The 14,567-nt window shown below is 74.2% G+C and carries 17 protein-coding genes and 1 tRNA gene; 3 read left to right on the top strand and 15 right to left on the bottom strand.

Annotation, left to right across the window (positions count from 1 at the left end; all coding sequences use genetic code 11):
* Window positions 1–22: 22 nt before the first annotated feature.
* From thrB to AOM02_RS05910, 4 genes are all read right to left on the bottom strand, one after another.
* Entirely contained in the window at window positions 23–955 is a 933-nt protein-coding gene (thrB, locus tag AOM02_RS05925; RefSeq protein ID WP_062297699.1) for a homoserine kinase, read from the bottom strand.
* A 2-nt stretch (window positions 956–957) separates the two neighbouring features.
* Entirely contained in the window at window positions 958–2,016 is a 1,059-nt protein-coding gene (gene thrC, locus AOM02_RS05920; protein WP_062297697.1) for a threonine synthase, read from the bottom strand.
* The gene (locus AOM02_RS05915; RefSeq protein WP_156156113.1) at window positions 2,016–3,311 is read right to left on the bottom strand and encodes a homoserine dehydrogenase; all 1,296 of its coding nucleotides are present in this window, start codon (window positions 3,309–3,311) and stop codon (window positions 2,016–2,018) included. Before AOM02_RS05915 ends, thrC begins: the two co-directional genes overlap by 1 nt.
* 75 nt (window positions 3,312–3,386) lie before the next feature.
* Window positions 3,387–3,776 carry a winged helix-turn-helix transcriptional regulator gene (locus AOM02_RS05910; RefSeq protein ID WP_062297692.1) on the bottom strand — a complete coding sequence of 130 codons (390 nt, stop codon included), beginning with the start codon at window positions 3,774–3,776 and terminating at the stop codon, window positions 3,387–3,389.
* A gap of 117 nt (window positions 3,777–3,893) precedes the next feature.
* Between AOM02_RS05910 and AOM02_RS05905 the strand changes: the two genes are divergently transcribed.
* A complete protein-coding gene (locus AOM02_RS05905; protein WP_062297690.1) occupies window positions 3,894–4,751 on the top strand; it encodes an NAD(P)H-binding protein in 858 nt (285 codons plus the stop codon).
* A 37-nt stretch (window positions 4,752–4,788) separates the two neighbouring features.
* Here AOM02_RS05905 and AOM02_RS05900 read toward each other — a convergent pair whose 3' ends face one another.
* The 6 genes from AOM02_RS05900 to AOM02_RS05880 form a co-directional block, all read right to left on the bottom strand.
* Window positions 4,789–4,998, bottom strand: a complete 210-nt coding sequence (locus AOM02_RS05900; protein WP_062297688.1) for a hypothetical protein — start codon at window positions 4,996–4,998, stop codon at window positions 4,789–4,791.
* 97 nt (window positions 4,999–5,095) lie between these two features.
* A complete protein-coding gene (locus AOM02_RS14270) occupies window positions 5,096–5,251 on the bottom strand; it encodes a hypothetical protein (RefSeq protein WP_156156112.1) in 156 nt (51 codons plus the stop codon).
* An 86-nt stretch (window positions 5,252–5,337) separates the two neighbouring features.
* The gene (lysA, locus tag AOM02_RS05895) at window positions 5,338–6,678 is read right to left on the bottom strand and encodes a diaminopimelate decarboxylase (RefSeq protein ID WP_062297686.1); all 1,341 of its coding nucleotides are present in this window, start codon (window positions 6,676–6,678) and stop codon (window positions 5,338–5,340) included.
* A gap of 2 nt (window positions 6,679–6,680) precedes the next feature.
* Window positions 6,681–8,354 carry an arginine--tRNA ligase gene (argS, locus tag AOM02_RS05890; protein WP_062297684.1) on the bottom strand — a complete coding sequence of 558 codons (1,674 nt, stop codon included), beginning with the start codon at window positions 8,352–8,354 and terminating at the stop codon, window positions 6,681–6,683.
* Between the two features lie 9 nt (window positions 8,355–8,363).
* Window positions 8,364–9,146: an MBL fold metallo-hydrolase gene (locus tag AOM02_RS05885; RefSeq protein WP_062297682.1), complete on the bottom strand. Its 783-nt coding sequence runs from the start codon at window positions 9,144–9,146 to the stop codon at window positions 8,364–8,366.
* 32 nt (window positions 9,147–9,178) lie between these two features.
* The gene (locus tag AOM02_RS05880; RefSeq protein ID WP_062297681.1) at window positions 9,179–9,532 is read right to left on the bottom strand and encodes a hypothetical protein; all 354 of its coding nucleotides are present in this window, start codon (window positions 9,530–9,532) and stop codon (window positions 9,179–9,181) included.
* 107 nt (window positions 9,533–9,639) lie between these two features.
* Between AOM02_RS05880 and AOM02_RS05875 the strand changes: the two genes are divergently transcribed.
* Both AOM02_RS05875 and pyrD read left to right on the top strand, forming a co-directional pair.
* Window positions 9,640–9,712: transfer RNA gene (locus AOM02_RS05875), tRNA-Arg, on the top strand.
* A 238-nt stretch (window positions 9,713–9,950) separates the two neighbouring features.
* Complete coding sequence (pyrD, locus tag AOM02_RS05870) at window positions 9,951–11,093, top strand: dihydroorotate dehydrogenase (quinone) (protein WP_062297675.1); 1,143 nt, start codon at window positions 9,951–9,953, stop codon at window positions 11,091–11,093.
* Between the two features lie 17 nt (window positions 11,094–11,110).
* Here pyrD and AOM02_RS05865 read toward each other — a convergent pair whose 3' ends face one another.
* From AOM02_RS05865 to AOM02_RS05845, 5 genes are all read right to left on the bottom strand, one after another.
* Complete coding sequence (locus AOM02_RS05865; RefSeq protein WP_062297673.1) at window positions 11,111–11,437, bottom strand: DUF202 domain-containing protein; 327 nt, start codon at window positions 11,435–11,437, stop codon at window positions 11,111–11,113.
* Window positions 11,434–11,796, bottom strand: a complete 363-nt coding sequence (locus tag AOM02_RS05860) for a YidH family protein (RefSeq protein ID WP_062297670.1) — start codon at window positions 11,794–11,796, stop codon at window positions 11,434–11,436. Before AOM02_RS05860 ends, AOM02_RS05865 begins: the two co-directional genes overlap by 4 nt.
* Window positions 11,797–11,824: 28 nt before the next feature.
* Window positions 11,825–12,292 carry a hypothetical protein gene (locus tag AOM02_RS05855; protein WP_062297668.1) on the bottom strand — a complete coding sequence of 156 codons (468 nt, stop codon included), beginning with the start codon at window positions 12,290–12,292 and terminating at the stop codon, window positions 11,825–11,827.
* 9 nt (window positions 12,293–12,301) lie between these two features.
* The gene (gene ald / locus AOM02_RS05850; RefSeq protein WP_062297666.1) at window positions 12,302–13,390 is read right to left on the bottom strand and encodes an alanine dehydrogenase; all 1,089 of its coding nucleotides are present in this window, start codon (window positions 13,388–13,390) and stop codon (window positions 12,302–12,304) included.
* 288 nt (window positions 13,391–13,678) lie between these two features.
* Window positions 13,679–14,470 (bottom strand): M15 family metallopeptidase, encoded by a 792-nt coding sequence (locus AOM02_RS05845; RefSeq protein ID WP_169746606.1) that lies wholly within the window; start codon window positions 14,468–14,470, stop codon window positions 13,679–13,681.
* Window positions 14,471–14,567: the final 97 nt, after the last annotated feature.

Raw genomic sequence — 14,567 nt, 5'->3', positions numbered from 1 at the left:
GTGCGGCGACCAGACGGCCTGGCTACAGCCGGACGCCGGTCGCGCCCAGCACCCGCTCGCGGGTGTGGATGCAGTGCCAGCGGTCGTCGCCGATGCCCTCGGCCCACGTCAGCAGCCCGGACTCCAGCCCCTCGGCGGCCAGGCCCGTCCCGAGCACCAGCACCGACGGGCCCGCGCCCGACACCACGGCGGCGAGACCGCGCGACCGCAGCTCCTTCACCATCGCGGACGCCGGGCCGAGCACGTCGACCCGGTAGTTCTGGTGGAGCTTGTCCTCCGTGGCCGCGAAGAGGTCCTCCGGGCGCCCGGCGAGCGCGTTCACGAGCAGCGCGGCGCGGCCGACGTTGAAGGCCGCGTCGACGTGGGGCACGCGCGCGGGCAGGACGGCGCGCGCCTCCTTGGTCGGCAGCGTCGAGCCGGGCACGAGCACGGCGGTCTCGATCTCGTCGGACACCACCAGCGGTCGGGCGTGCACGCCCGACGCGTCCTTCCAAGCCACGGTCGCGCCGCCGTAGATCGCGGGCGCGGCGTTGTCGGGGTGCCCCTCGAACGCGTTCGCAAGCGTGAGCACCTCCTCGGCGGGCAGCGCCTCCGGCTCGGCGATCAGGCTGCGCGCGGCGACGATGCCGGCGACGACGGCCGCCGCGGACGAGCCGAGGCCGCGGCCGTGCGGGATGCGGTTGACGGCGCGGATCTCGAGGCCGGTCTGCGACGCGCCCACGTGGTCGAGCGCCGCACGCAGCGCCTGCACCACCAGGTGGGACTCGTCGCGGGGCAGCGAGGCCGCGCCCTCGCCCTCGATCTCGACGCTCACCGAGGACGATGCGACGGCCCGCACCTCGAGGTCGTCGACGAGGCCGAGCGCCATGCCGAGCGCATCGAAGCCGGGACCGAGGTTGCCCGCGGTCGCCGGCACGGAGACGCGGACGTGGTCCGCGGCCAGCCGCATCGCCATGGTCAGAGGCCGAGCGCCGCGGCGGCGGCCTCGACGTCGACGGGGATGACCGTCGGCTCGACCTGACGGCCGCCCAGCGCGGTCGCGGTGTCCTTGAGCCCGTTGCCCGTCACGGTGCACGTGATGGTGGCGCCGCGCGGCACCTCGCCCAGCGCGGCGGCCGCGAGCAGGCCCGCGATCGGCGCCGCGGACGCGGGCTCGACGAACACACCGACGTCGGCGGCCAGGCGCGCCTGGGCGGACAGGATCTGCGCGTCGGAGACGGCGCGGATCCAGCCGCCGGACTCGTCGCGCGCGGCGACGGCGAGGTCCCACGAGGCGGGCTTGCCGATGCGGATCGCGGTCGCGACGGTCTCGGGGTCCTTGATCGGGTGGCCGGCGACGAACGGCGCGGCTCCCGCCGCCTGCACGCCCCACACCCTCGGCAGGCGGGTGGAGTCGCCGTGCTCGAGCGCCTCCTTGAAGCCCATCCAGTACGCGGAGATGTTGCCCGCGTTGCCGACGGGGAGCATGTGGATGTCGGGGGCGTCGCCCAGCTGGTCGACGATCTCGAACGCGCCGGTCTTCTGCCCCTGGAGGCGGTACGGGTTGACCGAGTTCACGAGCGCGATCGGGTACGACTCCGACAGCGCGCGCACGATGTCGAGGCACTCGTCGAAGTTGCCGTCGACCTGCACGAGGTCCGCGCCGTGCACGATGGCCTGCGCCATCTTTCCGGCCGCGATCTTGCCCTGCGGGATCATCACGACGCAGCGCAGCCCGGCGTGCGCGGCGTAGGCCGCGGCGGACGCCGAGGTGTTGCCGGTCGACGCGCACACCACCGTGTGGTCGCCGTCCTTCACGACCTGCGTGATCGCGGACGTCATGCCGCGGTCCTTGAACGAGCCGGTCGGGTTCATGCCCTCGACCTTGACGAAGACCTCCGCGCCCACCTCCGAGGAGATCGACGGCGCGTGGACCAGCGGCGTGCCGCCCTCGCCCAGCGAGACGATGCGGTCGCCCTCGTCGAAGGGCATGCGGTCCAGGTACTCGCGGATGATGCCGCCCCACACGTGCGCCACTACTCCCCCTCGATCCTCAGCACGGACTTGACCTCGTCGACGGCGTCGCTCGCGCGGAGCTCGTCGACGGTCGCACGCAGGTCGCGCTCGGGCGCCGCGTACGTCGACAGGATGAGCCCCGCGTGCGTCTGCCCCGGCACCTGCCGGACGATCTCGATCCCGACGCCGTGCTTCTGGAACACGGTCGCGACGGCCGCCAGCACGCCAGGCCGGTCCTCGACCGCCATGCGCACCGAGTAGCGCGTGAGCGCGGCGTCCATGGGCAGCACCTCGTGGACCGCGTAGTTCGACTCGCGCGGGCCCTTGCCGCCGATCGCCTTGTGGCGCGCGACGGACACGATGTCGCCGAGGACGGCCGAGGCGGTAGGCGTGCCGCCCGCGCCCTGGCCGTAGAACATGAGGCCGCCGGCGGACTCCGCCTCGATGAAGACCGCGTTGAACGCGCCGTGCACGCCCGCGAGCGGGTGGTTCTCGGACACGAGGGCCGGGTGCACGCGCACCGTGACGCCGCCCGCGGTGCGCTCCGCGATCGCGAGGAGCTTGATGACCTGGCGGGTCTCGCGCGCCGCGATCACGTCGTCGGCGGTGATGGCGGAGATGCCCTCGCAGTAGACGTCGGACAGCGCGACCCGCTGGTGGAACGCGAGGGACGCGAGGATCGCGGCCTTGGCCGCCGCATCGTGCCCCTCGACGTCGGCCGTTGGGTCGGCCTCGGCGTAGCCGAGCTCCTGCGCCTGCTTGAGCGCGACGTCGTAGTCGAGCCCGCGGCGGGTCATCTCGTCGAGGATGTAGTTGGTGGTGCCGTTGACGATGCCGAGGATGCGCGTGATGTGGTCGCCCGCGAGCGACTCGCGCACCGGCCGCACCAGCGGGATCGCGCCGGCCACGGCGGCCTCGAAGTAGAGGTCGACGTTCGCGGCGTCGGCGGCCTCGTACAGCTCGGGGCCGTGGGCCGCGACCAGCGCCTTGTTCGCGGTGACGACGGACGCGCCGCCCGCGATCGCCTCGAGGATGAGGGTGCGCGCCGGCTCGATGCCGCCCATGAGCTCGACCACGACGTCGGCCTCGGCGACGAGCGCGGAGGCGTCCGAGGTCAGCAGCTCGCGGGGCACGTACGGACCGCGGTCCTTGGACGTGTCGCGCACGTGGATGCCGATGAGCTCGAGCGGGGCGCCCACGCGCGCCGCGAGGTCGTCCGCCTCCTGCGTCAGCAGTCGCACGACCTCCGAGCCGACGGTTCCGGGGCCGAGGAGGGCGACCTTGACGGGGGGAAGGGGGCTGGGCACGGCTCCCACTCTAGCGTGAGGGGAAGGGCCGTCCGGGCGGTCCCGACGGGGGGACGATGCGGCGGCCGGGCGGGCCGGAGCGGCTCACCTGGCGTCGTAGTCGAGGCGCGCGCGGTCGATCTCGGGCACGGCGCCCTCGAGCACGTCTGCGAGGGCGCGCAGCCCCTCGGCGACGCGCAGCCCGAGCGGCGTGAGCGCGTAGTCGACGCGGGGCGGGATGGTGCCCGCGACGTCGCGGGTGAGGAGCCCGTCGCGCTCGAGCCCGCGCAGCGCCTGGGCGAGCATCCGCTCGCTCACGCCCTCGACGCGGCGGCGCAGCTCGCCGAAGCGGTGAGGCCCCTCCGCGAGCGCGAGCAGCACCAGCGACGACCAGCGCGACGTGACGTCCTCGAAGGCCGCGCGCGAGGTGCAGGCGCGCGCGAACACGTCCGTCACCAGCGCCGGCGACGGGTCCGCGGCCTCGGTCCCCTCCATGCCGACCACGGTACAGGCACGGCGTCGGGTACGAACGGAATAGATGGCACTAACGAATAGTTAGTGCTCCCGAGAGGCGGGGCGCCCGGTCCCGCCGACGCAGGGAAGGACACCCCCATGACCACGTATGCCGTCACCGGCGCCAGCGGCCACCTCGGCCGGCTCATCGTCGAGAGCCTCCTCGCGCGCGGCGCCTCCCCCGCCGACGTGGTCGCGATCGCGCGCACCACCGCGAAGGTCGAGGACTTGGCCGCGCGCGGCGTCACCGTCCGCTTCGGCGACTACACGGACCCGGCGTCGCTCGACGCGGCCCTCGCGGGCGTCGACCGGCTCGCGCTCGTGTCCGGCTCCGAGGTGGGGCAGCGCGCCGTCCAGCACGCCAACGTGATCGCCGCGGCCGAGCGCGCCGGGGTGGCGCGCCTCGTCTACACGTCGATCCTGGGCGCCGACACCACCAGCAACCCGCTCGCGGCCGAGCACCTCGCCACCGAGCACGCGCTCGCCGCGTCGTCCATCCCGGCGACGATCCTGCGCAACGGCTGGTACCTCGAGAACTACACCGGCCAGCTCGCGACCTACGCCGAGACCGGCACGGTGCTGGGCGCGACCGGCGGCGCGACGATCGCCGCGGCCGCGCGCGCCGACTACGCGGAGGCGGCCGCCGTCGCCCTCCTGCAGGACGCCGAGGGCGACGTGTACGAGCTCGGCGGCACTCGGTTCACCCTCACGGACCTCGCCGCCGAGGCCGCGACCGCGACCGGCGCGGAGATCGCGCACTCGGACGTGTCGGTCGAGCGCCTCGCCTCCACGTTCGAGGAGGTCGGCATGGAGCCCGGCGTCGCGGCGTTCTGGGCGGCCATCGACGGCTCGATCGCCAAGGGCGAGCTCGACACCGACAGCACCGCGCTCGCGGACCTCATCGGCCGCCCCACGACCCCGCTCGCGGACGCGGTCGCCGCGGCCGCGCGCGCCTGACCCCGCTCCCGGGCGCCGACCGGGCCCGCCGCCTCTCCTAGAGGTAGCGCGCCTCGTCGCCGCCCTCGTCCCCCTCGGGCTCGTCGTCGAGGGGGACGAGCGGGCCGTCCGCGGGCGCCTCCTCGTCGATCTCGTCCTCGGGGTCGACGGAGGTGTCGTACGCGGCGGCCTCCGCCTCCCGCTCGCGCTCGACCGCGGCCTCCATCTGCTCCATCGCCGCGGTCTCCGCGTCGTACTGCTCGGTCATCACGCACCCCCTCGGGGTCCCGGTTCCCGGAGGGCCTCGTCGCCCTCCCTCGGGTGAACGCGCGCGGGTCGCCGGGACGTTCCTGCGCGCGCCGCTGTCAGTCGGAGTGCCGCTCGATCGGGTGGAGGATCTCCATCTCGACGGCGACCGGCGGGATCACGTCGCCCGCGTCGTCGTCGGGCATCTCGTCCCATTCGCTCGTCGGCGCGGGGTCGAAGACACCGAGGTGCGGCTTGTCCTGACCGGTGGGCATGGCGGCTCCCTTCGTCGCTGGCGGGGACTCCCCACCAGTCAACCGCGCATCCCCCGGGCGCGCGAGGCGAGCGACGATGCGCCGGCTCAGTCGGGCGCGACGTCCCAGCTGAAGAGGTCCTCGAGGGTGTCGCGTCGCACGAGCAGCTCCGCCTCGCCGTCCCGCACCGCGACCACGGCGGGGCGCAGGACGGAGTTGTAGTTGCTCGCCATCACGCGTCCGTACGCGCCGGTCGCGGGCACGGCCAGCAGGTCGCCGCGGGCCGTGTCGTGCGGCAGGTCGACGTCGCGCACCACGATGTCGCCGCTCTCGCAGTGCTTGCCCACCACGCGGCTGAGCGCGGGCTCGGCGTCCGAGAGCCGCGACGCGACCGTGGCGGTGTACTCGGCGCCGTAGGTGATGGTGCGCATGTTGTCGCTCATGCCGCCGTCGACCGCGACGTACTGGCGCTCGCCGCCGTCCTCGAGGCCCACGCGCTTGACCACGCCGACGCGGTAGAGCGTCATGCCGGCGGGGCCCGCGATGGCGCGGCCCGGCTCGATCGAGAGGTGGGGCCACGTGCCGCCGACCTTCGCGACCGCGGCCGCCACCGCCTCGGCCATGCCGTGGGCGGCGTCCGCGGGGGTGAGCTCCTCGCCGTGCGGCGTGTAGCGGATCGCGTAGCCGCCGCCCAGGTCGACCTCGGGCAGGTCGACGCCGACCTCGGCGCGGAACGCCGCGCGCAGGCCGAGCATGCGCTCGGCGCTCTCCTGGAACGCCTCGAGCGACAGGATCTGGCTGCCGATGTGCGTGTGGATGCCGCGCAGGTCGATGCCCTCGGCGTCGTGGCACTCGACGAGCGCCTCGAAGGCGGCGCCGGCCGCGAGCGACAGCCCGAACTTCTGGTCCTCGTGCGAGGTGGCGATGTACTCGTGGCCGCCCGCGTGCACGCCGGTGGTGACGCGCACCAGCACCGGGGCCACCGTGCCCATCTCGCGGGCGATGGCGTCGAGCGTCTCGATCTCGGTGAACGAGTCGACGATGATGCGGCCGACGCCCACCTCGAGCGCGCGCCGCAGCTCCGCGTCCGACTTGTTGTTGCCGTGCAGGCCGATGTGCGCCGCGGGCATGCCGCCCCGCAGCGCGAGCTCGAGCTCGCCGCCGGACGCGACGTCCATGCACAGGTCCTCGGCGCGCATCCAGCGCGCGACCTTGGAGGACAGGAACGCCTTGGACGCGTAGTAGACGTCCACCTTGGCGCCGTGGCGGCCGAAGGCCGTGGTGAAGGAGTCGCGGAACGCGGCGGCGCGCGCCCGCATGTCCTCCTCGTCGACCACGTACAGCGGCGTGCCGAAGCGGCCGGCCAGCTCGCGCACGTCGACGCCGCCCACGGACAGGGCGCCGTCCTCGCCGCGCGTGACGGTCCTCGAGAACACGGCGGCGGTCATCGTCACATCCTCTCGGGGGCGGAGACGCCGAGCAGCGCCAGGCCGTTGCGCAGGACCTGGCCCGTCGCATCGTTCACCCACAGGCGGGTGCGGTGCAGGTCGGTGACCTGCTCGTCGCCCTGCGGGGTGACGCGGGTGCGGTCGTACCACTGGTTGAACGCCGCGGCGACGTCCTCGAGGTAGCGCGCGACGCGGTGCTGCTCGCGGAAGTCGACGGCCTGGGCGACGATGCGCGGGAACTCGCCGAGGATGCCCAGCAGCGCGGACTCGGTCTCGTGCGTGAGCAGCGACGGGTCGAAGCCGTCCTCGCGGCGGATGCCGTACTCGGCGGCGTTGCGCGCCACACCGGCGGTGCGGGCGTGCGCGTACTGCACGTAGAAGACGGGGTTCGCGTTGCTCGCGGAGGCGAGCAGGTCGAGGTCGATGTCGATCGTCGAGTCCGCGCTCGAGCGGGCGAGCGCATAGCGCGCGGCGTCCACCGAGGTCGCGTCGACGAGGTCCGCCATGGTGACCACGGTGCCCGCGCGCTTCGACATGCGCACCGGCTGGCCGTCCTTCACGAGGTTGACCAGCTGGCCGATGATGACCTCGACCGAGTCGGCGTCGTAGCCCAGCGCCGCGGCGGCGGCCTTGAGGCGCGCGATGTAGCCGTGGTGGTCGGCGCCGAGCAGGTAGATGAAGCGGTCCGCGCCGCGCTCGTGCTTGTCGCGGATGTACGCGATGTCGCCGGCGATGTACGCGGGCTTGCCGTCCGACTTGATGACCACGCGGTCCTTGTCGTCGCCGTACTCGGTCGAGCGCAGCCACCACGCGCCGTCGGCCTCGTACAGCGCGCCGGAGTCCTTGAGCTCGGCGACGGCCTTCTCGACCTTGCCCGACTTGTGCAGCGAGTCCTCGTGGAAGTACACGTCGAAGTCGACGCCGAAGTCGTGCAGCGACGCCTTGACCTCGTCGAACATGAGGTGCACGCCGCGGGCGCGGAAGAACTCCTGCATCTCCTCGCGCGGCAGCTCGAGCGGGTCGCGGTCGCCCGCCTCCATCGCCTCGATGAGGACGCGGTTCGCGGTCTCCTGGATGTAGTCGCCGCCGTAGCCGTTCTCGGGGGTGTCCTCGCCGAGGATGGCCGCGACCAGGGACTTCGCGAAGTTGTCGATCTGCGAGCCGTGGTCGTTGAAGTAGTACTCGCGGACCACGGTGGCGCCGTGGAACTCGAGCAGGCGCGCGAGCGAGTCGCCGACGGCGGCCCAGCGGGCGCCGCCCAGGTGCACGGGGCCGGTCGGGTTCGCGGACACGAACTCGAGGTTCACGTTGTGGCCCGTGAGGGACTCGCCGCGGCCGTAGTCGTCGCCGTAGTCGACGATGCCCTTGGCGAGCAGGCCGGCCGCGTCGGCGTCGAGGAAGATGTTGATGAAGCCCGGCCCGGCGACCTCGGCGGTCGCGATGCCGTCGATGTCGTTGAGGCGCTCGACCAGCGTCTGCGCGAACTCGCGCGGGTTGGTGCCGGCCTTCTTCGCCAGCTGCATCGCGACGTTCGTCGCCCAGTCGCCGTGCTCGCGCTGGCGCGGTCGCTCGACGCGCGCCTCCGGGACGTCGAAGGGGGACAGCTGGAAGTCGCTGTCGTCGATGCCGGCCAGGATCGCGGCGCGGATGGTCGCGGAGAGCTCTTCGGGGGTCACCAGGCCATTCTAGGCGTGGGCCGGCGTGCTCCACGCGCGCGGGAGGCTGACCGCCGCGCCCTTCTCCAGGAGGACGATGCGGTCGCGCGCCGGATCGTCCGCGAGCGCGCGGCGCAGGGCGGGCCGGGGCTCGGAGAAGTGCGCCCAGTCGTCGATGTGCACGGGCACCACCGCGGCGCCCGGCCACAGGTCCGCGATCGCGGCGGTGCGGGCCGCGTCCGCGGTGAGCAGCGCATCGTCCAGCCGTGCGACCCGCGCCGCGCCCGCGCACACGAGGGCGACGCCCACGTCCGGGAAGCGGTGCGCGACCTGCGCGGCGATCTCGACCTCGGAGTTGTCGCCGGAGAAGTACACGGTGGGCCAGCCCGCCGCCTCGAGCACGAAGCCGGTGACCTCGGCGAGCCGGTCGAGCATCGCCGAGGGCCCGTGCTGCGCCGGGACGGCCGTCACCCGGACGGGCGCGTGCGCGCCGTACACGGTGACGCTGTGCCAGGGCTTGAGCCCCACGACGCCGGGGACGCGGGACGATGCGCCGGGCGTGGAGAGCACGTGCCCCGCGGCGGCGAGCGCCGCGCGTCCCGCGTGGTCGAGGTTGTCCGCGTGCTCGTCGTGCGACAGCAGCACGAGGTGCACGTGGCCGATGTGCTCGGGCCCGAAGGCCGGGCCGGCGAGCTTGGTGAGGTTGCCGTAGGCCCCCGGCGGGTCGAACGTCGGATCGGTGAGGATCGTGAGGCCGGCGTAGCCGACGACCACGGTGGGGCCGCCGACCAGGGCGAGCTCGACGGCGGGCATGGGATCAGTGTGGACCGCGCGCCCGGTCCGCGCTAGGGCAGGACGCGTCCGACCGGGTCCGGGCACTGGACCGGGAAGGACTCCGCGCACGCCTCGACCCACACCTCGAGCCGGTCCCCCACGGACAGGTCGGACCCGGTGACGGCCTCCCCGTCGGGCCCCTCGAGCGCGCCCTGCGCGGCGAAGTCGAACACGGTGCCCTCGAAGTACTCGTAGCCCGGGTCGGGGGCGAAGCCCACCGCGATGACGCCCGCGGAGTCGTCGACGCTCGTGACCGTGCCGACCGCGTCGGCGTCCCGGGCGTCGCGGACGTCGGCGCCGCGCGGCTCGCACGCCGCGAGGACGAGCGCCAGCGCGACGGCGGCGACGGGGATGCGGGTGCGCACGCCTCAGCATCCCACGGCCGCACCGCGCGGCGCCGGGCGCTCCGGCGCGGGGTCTCGCGGCGCGGCGCCCTGCTGATATCCTCGTTCGGCCCGGCCAGTCCGGGCTGGCCCCCGTAGCTCAGCGGATAGAGCGCCGGTTTCCGGTACCGTAGGTCGCAGGTTCGATTCCTGTCGGGGGCACTCCGTGAACGAGGCCCGGTGCATGCGCCGGGCCTCTTGTCATGTCCGCCCCACCGCCTTCCTACCTGGGGCCTCGCCCGGCAGCGCCCCGGGTGCCAGGACCCGAGGTCCCGGTCCGCCGCGCCCCCGACGGGCTAGCGTGACGCCGACCTCACCGACGAGCGACGCGACGACCTCGCGCGAGCCCGTCCCCGCCTCGCAACCGCCGTGCCGCAGCACAGACCAGGAAGCGGGCGACATGGGTGCGATGGCACGCGGCGCGATGACCACCGTCTACACGAAGGCGGTCAAGCCGACCATCTTCAGGATCCACCCCGACAGGGTCCACGACGACATGATCACGCACGGGTCGTGGGCGCAGCGGATCACCCCCGCGATGGCGGCCGCCGAGGCGCTCCTCCGGCATGAGGACCCGGCCCTCGTCACCGAGGCGTACGGCCTCACGCTGCGCAACCCGCTCGGGCTGGGCGCGGGCCTCGACAAGAACGTCGCGATCCCGGGGATCCTGCAGGCGACCGGCTTCGGCTTCCTCACGTTCGGCTCGGTGACCTCGCGCGTGTGCGCCGGCAACCCGCGCCCGTGGTTCCACCGCCTCCCCGAGCACGAGTCGCTCGTCGTGCACGTGGGCCTCGCGAACGGCGGGGTGGACGCGGTCGCGGCCCGGCTGCGCGACCTCGCAGCCGAGGGGAACCCGCGCTACACGTCGCTCCCCTTCAAGCTCTCGATCGCGCGCACGAACGACGGCTGCACCGGCGACGTCGCGGAGGGCGTCGAGGACTACCTCGCCTCGGTGCGGGCGCTCGACGGGCTGAGCCCGCTAATCGAGCTCAACATCTCGTGCCCCAACACGACGGTCGGCGAGGCGTTCACGGAACCGGAGGCGCTGGACCGGCTGCTCGCGGCGGTCGACGAGGCGGCGCCGTCCCAACGCATCGTGCTGAAGATGCCGTCCGACAAGACGTGGGAGCGCTTCCGCGACCTCGTCGACGTCGCCCTCGACCACCGGGTGCACGGCCTCACCATCGCGAACCTCCGCAAGGACCGCGACAGCGTCACGATGGACCCCGCCATCCGCGGCAACCTGTCGGGCCGGCCCGTGCGCGACCTCAGCACCGAGATCGTGCGGCGCACGTACCTCCACGCGGGCGACCGCCTCACGCTCGCGGGCATGGGCGGCGTCTTCGACGGCCGGCACGCGTACGACAAGATCACCGCGGGCGCGACGCTCGTCGAGCTCGTGTCGGGACTCGTCTTCCGCGGCCCGGCGGTCGTGGGCACCATCGCGCGTGAGCTCGTCGAGCTCGCGCGGGCGGACGGCTTCGCGCGCGTCCAGGACGCGGTCGGGTCCCGTGCGGAGGAGCCGGTCGACGCCGCGCGCTGACCCGGCACGGGCCTTGCCTACCCCAGCAGGGCGTAGGCGAGGCACGCGCACCCGAGCAGCACCACGGTGAGCGTGAGCCCCGCCACGGCGACGCCGGGTCCCGGGTGGCGCCCGGTGCGGTGGAGGTGACGGTGCACGACGCGGTACCGCAGCGCCGCGACCATGAGCGTCGCGATCGCGCATGCCGCGCCCGCGAAGGCGAGCACCACCGCGGGCAGGCCCGCCGGGATGAACACCTGCGCCGCGGCCACGGACGCGACCGCGAAGGCCAGCGCGGTGCGCTGCCACGCGAGCGCGGTCCGCTCGCCCGCCAGCCCGTCGTCGTAGACCCGGTCCTCGCTCACACGAGCATCCCGACGACCACGAGCACCATGCCGACGACCACGCCGACCGTGATGAGCATCCCGACGCGCGGCCCCGGCAGCGGCGTGCCGAGCCGCAGCGCACGCTCGGCGCGGAGCCACCCCACCAGCCCCGCGATGCCGGCGACGATGCCGAGCGCGCTGAACAGCACGGCGACGACGAGGCGGATCGTCGGGTGCACGGGCGCGTCGAGCGCCTCGAGCCCCACCCCCGCGGCGAACAGCGCCAGCGCGGTGCGGGTCCATGCGAGGTAGGTGCGCTCGTTCGCGAGCGAGAAGCGCGCGTCGGGGGCGTCGCCCACGCCGTAGACGCGGCGCGGGAACCCCGGCGAGTCGGCCATGCCGCCAGCCTAGGGCGGCGGCGACCGCTCAGGGCAGCGGCACGAGCACGGCGGTGTCGTCGAGCGCGCGGTCGCCCTCGACGTCGACCTCGCAGGCGAGGTGCTCCTCGGAGTCGAGCCACCACACCACCGTGACGTGGTCGCGCCCCTGCTCCGCGAGCGCGGCGGCGGACGCGTCCGCCTCGGACCCGTCGACCTCGACCCCCGCGGACTCGAGGAGCCCCTGCTGCTCGAGGAAGTCACGCAGGTCCCGCCACTCCGCGCTGCCGTAGACGTCCCCGGCGACGATGCGCGCCGGCACCTCGCCGTCCTCCGCGGAGGCCTCGTAGGCGGCCTCGCAGGCCCGCACCGCGTCCGACCGGCCCGCGCTCATGCCCGAGCGCAGCGATGCGGCGACGAACGCGCCGACGACCACGAGCAGCGCGACCGAGGCCGCGATCACGAGCGGCATCCACGTGCGCGGGGTCGCGGGTTCGGGCTGGTCGGGGCCGGGCATGCGCTCAGCCTAGGCGCGCGCCGGGACCTCCCCGAGCGCCGCCGCGACGGCCGGGTGGACGATGCGCCCATCCCGCACGTTCACCCCGGCGGCGAGCGCGGGGTCCGCGGCCACCGCATCGTCCACCCCGTCGGCCAGGCGCAGGACGTACGGCAGCGTCACGTTGGTGAGCGCCCGGGTCGCGGTGACGCCCACCGCGGCGGGCATGTTCGTGACGGCGTAGAGCTGCGAGCCGGCGACCTCGCGCACGGGGTCCTCGTGGGTCGTGGGGCGCGAGTCCTCGAAGCAGCCGCCCTGGTCGATCGCGATGTCGACCAGCACGCTGCCGCGCGGCATCGACTCGACCATCGCGTGCGTGACGACGGTGGGGGCGCGCCGTCCCGGCACCAGCACCGCCCCGATCACGAGGTCGGAGCCGCGCACCGCCTCCTCGATCGCGTGCGCCGTCGACGCGACGGTGCGCACGCGCCCGCCGTGGCGCTCGTCGAGGCGGCGCAGGGCCGCCAGCGACAGGTCGAGCGCGGTGACGTCGGCGCCGAGCGCGGCCGCCTGCGCGATCGCCTGCGCGCCCGCGACGCCCGCGCCCAGCACGGTGACGCGGGCGCCCGGCACGCCCGGCACGCCCGCGAGCAGCACCCCGCGGCCGCCCTGAGGGCCGAGGAGATGATGCGCGCCGGCCAGGACGGCGAGCCGGCCGGCGACCTCGCTCATGGGCGTGAGCAGCGGCAGCGAGCCGTCCGCGAGCTGGACCGTGTCGTACGACAGCGCCGTGGTGCCCGCCGCGACGAGCGCCGCCGCGAGCGCGGGGTTCGCGGCGAGGTGCAGGAACGTGAACAGCGCGTTGTCGCGCAGCAGGCTGAGCTCGTCCGCCTGCGGCTCCTTGACCTTGAGGACGAGGTCCGCGGCCCACGCGTCGGCGCCGGAGACGATCCGGGCGCCGGCGGACTCGAGCTCCGCGTCCTCGATGCCCGCGCGGCGCCCCGCACCCGCCTCGACGAGCACCTCGTGGCCGCGGGCGGCCAGGGCGTGGACACCCGCGGGCGCGATGGCGACGCGCGTCTCGCCGCTCTTGGTCTCGGTGGGGACCCCGACTCGCACGACCGCCTCCTCGCGATGCGCCCTCGTCTCCAGTCCTACACCCCGGGGACGCCGCTCCACCCCGCGACGCGGGCCCGAGGACGACGAAGCCCGCGACCTCGGCGGTCGCCCGGCTGCCGGATCGATCCCGGATCGGTCCGTCGTAGGGGTCGGAACCGGCACGTACGACGGAGCGTCGCCCGCATCGTCCGGCGTCGGGGCGGGTGCCCCGGGCGCGTAGGGCGGGCCCGAGGACGACGAAGCCCGCGACCTCGGGGGTCGCGGGCTCGGGTGGCGGGTGGGTCCGGGTCAGTACGCGTCGTACGTGTTGTACTCCCAGTGCCACGGCTCGTACTTGGACGTCTTCGCCCAGTCCGGGTTCCAGAAGCCGTACGTGGCGGCGTTGAGCGACAGCCACGAGTAGTAGACGCCGGAGGCATGCGTGCGGCACAGGTCGACCGCGAGGCCCAGGCCGTGCATCGAGGTGCCGGGCGTCGCCGCGAGGTAGCCACGCGTCGCCTTGGTCGAGTACTGGCTGGCGAGGTCGCGGTACGTGCCGGAGAGGCAGATGTCGGTGCCGAACTCGGAACGGAAGCGCTCGTTGAGCGCCGCGAACGCGAGCGCCGCGTCGGGGCGCAGGTACTGGCCCGCGACCCACAGCTCGCACAGCTGGTCGCTGCGGAGCTGGCCGTTGGACATGTTCGGGTCGAACTCGGGGTTGCAGTTCGGCAGCAGGTTCGAGGCGATCGGCACGTCGTTGGCGGTGAGGATCGCGCCGGACTGGTCGTCGACCGTCGGCAGCGGCAGGTCGGAGGACTCGAACTGCGGTCCCGCGCCGAGGATCGCGGTCGCGGTGGTGGGCGCCTGGCCCTTGACCACGCCGGGGAGCTTCTCGGCGGCGTTCGCGTACGGCGCGATGGTGCCCATCACGGGGTAGACGACCATGGCGGCGAGGAAGCCGACGATCACGCCCGCGCGGGTGCCGTACTTGCGGCGCCGGCGCGTGGTGCGGACCTGCAGCTCCTGCGTGTGCTCGATGCGGCGCTCCTTGCGGGAGCGGTGGCCGGGACGCGCGACATGAAGGGAGCTGAGCTTGCTCACCATCGCCTCCCGGGGGCATCGGAGTTCGGATACGACGGGCGCCCTGCGGTGTCATCTCCGCCGGGCGTCCGCGTCAATTATTACCAAACGGTAACGA

This window comes from Demequina maris, assembly GCF_000971155.1.
Taxonomy (GTDB): Bacteria; Actinomycetota; Actinomycetes; order Actinomycetales; family Demequinaceae; genus Demequina; species Demequina maris.
The sequence above is the reverse complement of the archived record's forward strand: the minus strand, read 5'-3'. Positions and strand labels throughout refer to the sequence as shown.